At 68.5% G+C, this 6,893-nt stretch carries 8 protein-coding genes; 5 read left to right on the top strand and 3 right to left on the bottom strand.

What is annotated here, in order from left to right:
* Positions 1 to 678, top strand: a 678-nt coding sequence (locus tag ACFKCF_RS54505) for a protein kinase (protein ID WP_394504425.1), incomplete at its 5' end; no start/stop codon positions are given.
* Between the two features lie 272 nt (positions 679 to 950).
* Here ACFKCF_RS54505 and ACFKCF_RS54500 read toward each other — a convergent pair.
* Positions 951 to 1,997 (bottom strand): AI-2E family transporter, encoded by a 1,047-nt coding sequence (locus tag ACFKCF_RS54500; RefSeq protein WP_394504423.1) that lies wholly within the window; start codon positions 1,995 to 1,997, stop codon positions 951 to 953.
* Between the two features lie 290 nt (positions 1,998 to 2,287).
* Here ACFKCF_RS54500 and ACFKCF_RS54495 point away from each other — a divergent pair, with 290 nt between their 5' ends.
* The 4 genes from ACFKCF_RS54495 (at position 2,288) to ACFKCF_RS54480 (ending at position 5,342) form a co-directional block, all read left to right on the top strand.
* A complete protein-coding gene (locus ACFKCF_RS54495; RefSeq protein WP_394504421.1) occupies positions 2,288 to 3,307 on the top strand; it encodes a YihY/virulence factor BrkB family protein in 1,020 nt (339 codons plus the stop codon).
* 769 nt (positions 3,308 to 4,076) lie between these two features.
* Positions 4,077 to 4,388, top strand: coding sequence for a UBP-type zinc finger domain-containing protein (locus ACFKCF_RS54490; protein WP_394504419.1), 312 nt, complete (start codon positions 4,077 to 4,079; stop codon positions 4,386 to 4,388).
* A gap of 19 nt (positions 4,389 to 4,407) precedes the next feature.
* Positions 4,408 to 4,533, top strand: a complete 126-nt coding sequence (locus ACFKCF_RS54485; RefSeq protein WP_394504417.1) for a hypothetical protein — start codon at positions 4,408 to 4,410, stop codon at positions 4,531 to 4,533.
* 635 nt (positions 4,534 to 5,168) lie between these two features.
* On the top strand, positions 5,169 to 5,342 hold the full coding sequence (locus ACFKCF_RS54480; protein ID WP_394504416.1) for a CsbD family protein: 174 nt from the start codon (positions 5,169 to 5,171) through the stop codon (positions 5,340 to 5,342).
* A gap of 559 nt (positions 5,343 to 5,901) precedes the next feature.
* On the opposite strand, the gene ACFKCF_RS54475 is transcribed toward ACFKCF_RS54480, so the two are convergent.
* Both ACFKCF_RS54475 and ACFKCF_RS54470 read right to left on the bottom strand, forming a co-directional pair.
* A complete protein-coding gene (locus tag ACFKCF_RS54475; RefSeq protein ID WP_394504414.1) occupies positions 5,902 to 6,528 on the bottom strand; it encodes a hypothetical protein in 627 nt (208 codons plus the stop codon).
* 79 nt (positions 6,529 to 6,607) lie between these two features.
* A complete protein-coding gene (locus ACFKCF_RS54470; protein WP_394504412.1) occupies positions 6,608 to 6,775 on the bottom strand; it encodes a DUF5994 family protein in 168 nt (55 codons plus the stop codon).
* Positions 6,776 to 6,893: the final 118 nt, after the last annotated feature.

The following is a 6,893-nucleotide window of genomic DNA, read 5'->3' as shown; positions in this document are numbered from 1 at the left end:
CACCACCCGCACATCGGGCAGATCCTCGCCTCCGGCCAAGACCGCAGATCCCAGGCGGTCTACCTCATCTCGCCCCTCTACCAGCCGGGCAGCCTCAACCTCCACCTCCAGCAGCGGGCAGGCGCCGGCGTCTCGCTGAAGTGGGGCCTGCAGGTCCTGGATCAGGTGCTGGCCGGCCTGCAGACCGCCGCCCTGAGCAACATCATCCACCTGGACATCAAGCCACAAAACATCGTCCTGGACGGCCTCACCAACATCAGGATCATCGACTGGGGAATGTCCCAGCTGCACCAGGCCGGCAAAAGCGTCTCCACAGTGTCCCCCGGCGGCACCAAATGGTTCGCCAGCCCCGAGCAACTCGGCGCCACCGACGCCGCCCCCAGCACGCTGTCCGACCTGTACGGCGTCGGCGCCCTGGCCTACTGGCTGCTGACCGGCCTGGCGCCGCTGCGACGCGAGCTCGAAACCGCCGTCAGCGCCGACGCCGACCTGCTGCAGGTCCGCCACCTGATGCAAGCCGGCACCCGCCCCGAACGCGCCGATCACCTCACCCCGGACGTGCCCGAACGCCTGGGCCGGCTCATCGACCAGTGGCTCAGCTACACCCCCACCGACCGCATCCCGCACGGGATGGATCCCACCGCCGCGCTCGGCTGGGCGCGCACGGCCTTGGGCTGACACGCCGGCTCTCGCCATGACCACTGTCCGATCGCGATCGGTAGGTCAGACATGGCCGATTCACCGGCGCTCGGCTCGTTGGTCTGCGCCATCTGTTGCCTGCGCTGGGGTTGGCCGTTCCTTGGCGGCGCAGGTCGATGATCGGCTGCAGGAGCCACACTTGACACGGGTTAGCGTCGTCGCGGCCGCGCGCGCACGCCTCGTTGTCGTCGCGGGTCGTGCGGTCATGATCTTGTCTAGTTCGAGCGCGCCTGCGCTCGCCTCCGAGCCCGTCAGTCCTTCTGCTCGGATTCCTTCCCAGGCGATACGGCCGGCGCCGGTGCTTCTGGGGCCGGTCCTGCCGGGAGGGGAATCGGCTCGTCCTTGAAGAGCTCGGGCACGGCCCGGTAGAGGATGGCGGTGATCGGCACGGCCACGACCGCGCCCGCGATCCCGGCCAGGATGCCGCCGACGGCCAGCACGATGATGATCGCCAGCGGGTGGAAGTGCAGCACCCGACCGACGATCAGCGGCTGGAGCACATGGTTCTCCAGTTGCTGCTCGACGATCAGGATGCCGATGAAGATCAGCGCGTAGATCGGGCCCTTCGCGCCGAGCGTGACCAGCGTCGCGACCGCACCGGCGAACAGGATGCCGATGATCGGGATGAAGCTGGCCAGGAAGATCAGTACGGCGAGCGCCGCCCAGAGCGGGACGCCCATGATGGCCAGCACCAGACCCATGAGCACGCCGTGCACCGCAGCCACGGCCACCGTGCCCTGCACGTAGTGAGACAGCGTGGTCCAGGCGGTCCGCCCGGCCCGGTCGACCCGCGGCGCCATCCGGCCGAACCCCTTGAGGAACCAGGACCAGATCCGGTCACCATCCTTGAGCAGGAAGAACGTCACGAACAGCAGGAGCACGATCGAGGCCAGCACCTCCACCACCACCACGGTCCCCGCCAGAACCGTCGAGGTGATCTGCTGCTGCCGCTCGGTGACCAGCTTGGCGATCCCGTCCACCCAACCGCTGAGCTGAACGGGCCTCACGTGCAGTGGGCCGGTGTAGAGCCAGTTCTCCACCGTCTTGGCCGTCTGCCTGACCTGTGTCACCAGGCCGGGGAACTCCTCGTTGGCCCGGACGCCGATGATCCAGCCCGTCCCGCTCAGCACGGCGAAGGCGACGAGCATGGTGACCCAGGTGGCATAGATCGCCCGCAGGCCCGACGCGCGCAGTTGCCGGGTGAGCGGGAACAGCAGCGCGGTCAGCAGCAGGGCGATCGCCACCGGCAGGGCGACGATGCGCATCGTCGCCACGAAGCCGAACACATAGTTGGCCACGATGCCGATGACGATCAGACAAGCGCACCACGCAGCCGTCCTCGCCAAGGTCGCAGGCACTAACCGCAACAGGCGCTCCTGGGGTGAATCCATGTACGGTAAACTTCCCCACCGGTCGGAAATAGGCGCACTCCAGGCTTCGAGCCAGAGAAATTTGAAGAATAAAATTCGCGTCACGGGTAGGTCATCCGCCCTACCAACTTTCTCACGACGGCACGGTGAGCCATCTTCTGTGAAACGACCGCGGCGCGCGATCATGGCCGCATTCCGCCGACGTATCGGCCCCGGCCATGAGCGCCGCCCGGCGCTGGGCCGACCGGATGGCGACAGGCTGGACCCGGGCGAGGAGCCGGCACGGCTGGTTGGATCACACGGTGCGCGCCCTGATCCGCTACGACAAGGCCGGCGCCGGCCGGCTGTCGGCCGCCCTCACCTACTACGCCTTCTTCGCCACCTTCGCCTTGGCCCTGCTGGGGTTCGCCATCCTCGCCCGCATCCTGGACCATCCGGCGGTGCTGGCTGAGGTGCAGCGGTACCTGAGCGACACCTTCCCGCGCCTGGACGTCCAAGCGCTTCGCACCGCCGGTGGAACGGCCGGGCCGGTGGCATGCGTGGTGCTGCCGCTGACGGGCCTGTTCTGGATGGACACGCTGCGCTCGGCGACCAGGGCGATCTGGCGGCTCGAGGAGTATCCAGGCAACTTCTTCCTGCGCCAGATCATCGACCTGGGCGTGGTGGCTGGGCTCGGGGCGCTGCTCTCTCTGTCGCTCACCGTCGTCTTCGCCGCCGAGTGGGCGCTGACGTGGCTTGCGGTGAACACCGTGGGTGTGGACGCCGCCCCCGCCCGGTGGGTGTTGTCGGTTGCGGCCTTCGTGCTGGGAATCGGAGTCAACACCATACTGGCCATGGCGCTGCTGACTGCGCCACCACGGCTGCGTTTACCGCTGCGTCGGGTTATCGGCCCGGCGCTCGTCATCACGATCGGCCTGGAGATCCTCAAGAGCCTCGGCCAAGCCTTGCTCAACCTCACCGCCGCCAACCCCGCCTACCAGGTCGTCACCGGAGCGGTGGCGATGCTGCTCTTCCTCAAAGTGCTGAACCAGCTCATCCTGTTCGCCACCGCGCTGGCGGCCACCAGCGCCACCGGCGATGTCACCCCACCTGGCCACTCGGCCAGGTCCGCCGTGACCTCGAGGTGTGCTACCACCGCGACGGCCGCTCCCGGCTCCACCTGTTCATCCGTCGCGACTCCCACCGCCCCCGCACCGCCCACCGAAGTTGCCCAGCGCCTGTCTGACGGCCAAGGATGACGTCCTCCGGAAGAGGACGGCGGTTCCGCCGAGCGCTTCACCGTCTCGATCGGCTTGCACGAGGCCACCATCGTCGCGCATGTGGCCGGCGAACTCGACGACAACTCCGCCGGGCTACCGCACCAGCCTCAATCGCCTGACCAGGCCGATCGGCCCGAGACTTCCTCACCGGCGCCGCGGGAGCCGCCGCGCCGGCGGCCCATCCGCGGTACTCGAACCGCCGGTGGTCGGTGCTGTCCGGCGGCAACATCGACCCATGCTGCTGGCCCGCGGCCGCCATGGCGGCCGCGGGGCGCTACCTGGCCCTGCGGGTGCGGCTGCCGGCCCACCGAGGGGCATTGGCGGGATTGCCGGGGCATCTTGCCGCCCTCGGGGTGAACGTGCTGGACATCGTGTACGAACGGTTCGGAGCGAGCCTGCACGTGGACGAGGTCGAAGTGCAGTTGCAGCTCGAGACCAGACCCCCGAGCGCTGCGGTTAAGCGCTGGAGAGTGTGACCACGATCTGCCGACGACGGTCACCACCTGATCGGCACTCATTGCGAGAACCCGGGGAGTCCACGAAATGCGAGGGGATTCCCTGGTCCATCGTTCGGCGGAGGTCTGCCAAGACGCGGGATCGGCCCGGACGCGGCGCGTCGGCAGGCTCTCTATCGCCGCAGCTGATGAGGCTGGCTGGAATTGCGCGTTTCCGCCGGCTGGCCGATCACGTTGACTGGTAGGTGACCAGTCGGCGCAGCTCGCGTCGCTGTCACCGTGAGGGGGTCGTCATGACCCTGGACGCACAAGGAACGAACGCGACCAACCACGCCGGCCTGAACGGTCAGGCCCCGCGCTGCGATCACATCAACCAGCTCTCAGCTGTGGAGTACGGACCACCCGAATGCAAGGACTGTCTGGCTCACGGCCGGACCTGGGCGCGCCTGCTGGTGTGCCTGACCTGTGGGTGGGTGGCCTGCTCCGACGATGCGCGGGGCGGTCACGCCAAGGCTCACTACCGGGAGACCGACCACCCGGTGGTCGCCGCGCTGGACCCGGGCTCGACCTGGCGCTGGTGCTACGTACACCGACGGACCGTATGAACGAGACGAAAGGTGCTTCATGACCATCTCCGAACGGGCGGTGGAACGCCGTCAGGACTACGACGCCGCATCGCCCTTCCCCAGGGCGGAAGAGCACGCGCCAGCCAGCCGGGCCCAGGTGGGGCTGACGGCTGCTACGTCGTGACCGGGCTCGGGGTGACGGTCGGCTTGCATCGGCTGCTCACCCACGGCTCCTTCGCCGCCCCGCCCCGGCTGCGCGTCACCTGGCGATCGCCGGGTCGATGAGCTTCCAAGGCAACCTCATCGGCTGGGTCGTTATCCACCGCCGCCACCACGCCTTCACCGACCGGCCCGGTGATCCCCACTCCCCCACCGGTACGGCACCGGCCTGCGCGGGCAGCTTCGGGGGCTTGCCCACGCCCACCTGGGCTGGCCGTTCAGCGACGACCGTACCCCGGCCGAGCGCTACGCCCCCGACCTGCTGGCCGACCCGGCCATGACCCGGGTGGCGCGCCTTCCCCGCCCTGTGCGCTGTCGCTGACGCTGCCGTTCCTGGCCGGCTGGGCGATCACCGGCACCCTGCACGGCAGCCTGACCGCCTTCCTGTGGGCCGGCCTGCCCGCGCTCATCGGTTCCGGTGATTACCGGCGCCGCCATTGCTCGTTTCCCCTGATCAGGCCGGAGCTGACACTGGGACTACAAGCCGCCTGACCGCGGCGAAGCACCGCCTGCCCAAGGTCATGACAGACGGGCAGACGGATCAACAGACTGCCCGGCATGTCGGCGTACGGGATGGCGGAGCGGTGAAGGGAAATCGCGATGAGTCTGCGTTGGGAAATCAGCAACAAGGTCCAGGTCCTCAAGGGCTGGGCCAGGCAGCGCTTGGGCCGTGTCACCGGCAACCGGCGCCAGCAGATCGCGGGCAAGAGCGATCGGGTCGCAGGCAAGCTGAAGCAGGCTGGTGGGAAGGCCAGGGACGCCTTCAAACGCTGATCCCCTCTTCGACTAACCGCCCGGCGGGTCCAGGCCCCACCCTGGGATCCCGTCCGGACGCCGGCGAACTCCACGACCACCCCGCCTGACGACCCATCTCCTCCGCCACTCCCCGCACAAGGACGAAGGCGGAGGTAGAACCGATGCGCATCGCATCGATAGTACTTATCCTGTGGCTGATCGCCGGCGCTGTCGCCGCAGGCCAGCGCAACCGCTACACAGGACGGACCGGTGGAGAACTGCAACATCGCGGTGACGATCGTGGCGGGTCCGCTGAACTACTTCGGCATGAACCCGAAGATTGCCTGCCAGACACCCCAGCCCCGTAAGTAACGCCGGGCTGTGGAGCTGCTGGATCGCAGCACCCACCACGTCGGCCTGACCTCTGCGAGGCGGGTAGCGAAGGGCAGGTCCAGGGGCAGCGCGGCACGCAGTGCCGTGACGGGATCGCTGATCTGGTCGGTGGGCGCGGCGGCGTCGGCCACCGCGCTGGTGGCAGTAGCGCTGTTCGACTTGGTGGGTCAGCCCCTGGCGGGAAGCGCTCATCCCATCAACGCTGTCAGGAAACTGCGCGGATCTCCGTCACGATGAACGCGTCGACGACGTTCCGGTTGCCCAGGAGGAACCCGACCAGTCCCGCAACCGCCTCCGCGCTCGTGGCGGCCCGTGCCTGTCCGCTGAGGAGGTAGACCAGGGGTGTGGACGGCTGGTCGAGCGCGAAGCGACGACCATGGCGGCGTACGTCCTTCAACACCCTGATCGGCACCGGCCGCTCCGTGGTGAACCACACCGCTATCCTCCACAGCGGCAACGCCGGGTCCGCCTCGGCGGAGGCGTGGTAGCAGGCCACGCAGCCCTTGCCGGCATGCAGTCCGTGCGGGCAGGTCCATCGGATGACGTCACCGGCAGGGTGGCCGCGGGGATCCAGCTTCGCCTCGCGCACGCGGTGGCGTACGGGTCGTGCCGGCTGCTCGGACAGGAGATCGGAACGGCTGACGATGATTGAAATCCCTTTCCGGACACTGTCAGTCGGCGAATCGTTCGACCGGGTGAAGGAGACCAGATGGTCGTTCTCCGCCAAACCGGCGGCCTTGAACGGTGCCCAGGACGGTTCCGGGTCGCCGACCGCGTACAGGATGGTCTCCGATGCGCCGCGTTCGCGCAGGAGGGCGTCTACCCGGGACAACCGCGCTCGTTTGAGCACCTCGTCGGCGTGGCCGGCGGCCGCGCCGAACCACCACAGGACTCCGAGGCCGTCGATCGGCTCATGGGCGACCAGTTCGGCCGAGGAAGGGCGGGCAACTCGCGGTGAAGTCGGAGGAGTGAGGCCACCAGGCTCCGTCGAGTGTCCCGTCACGGGGCAGAGTGGGTTCGAGGAACACCCGGGTCTGCTGGAGAGCGATGGGCTTGACTGCTGGGTGGCGGTTCGGCATCAGGTGTGCCGCCTGTCTCCGGCGTGCATGGCCGGCTGTGTCCGGGGCGACGCCGACGCGGTCGTCAGCATGCGGAATGTCCCTGGCAACGCATCATACCCCGCCCCGCCTCGCACAG

This window comes from Nonomuraea sp. JJY05 (assembly GCF_043496855.1).
GTDB lineage: Bacteria > Actinomycetota > Actinomycetes > Streptosporangiales > Streptosporangiaceae > Nonomuraea.
This window is presented reverse-complemented; position numbering and strand designations above follow the sequence as displayed.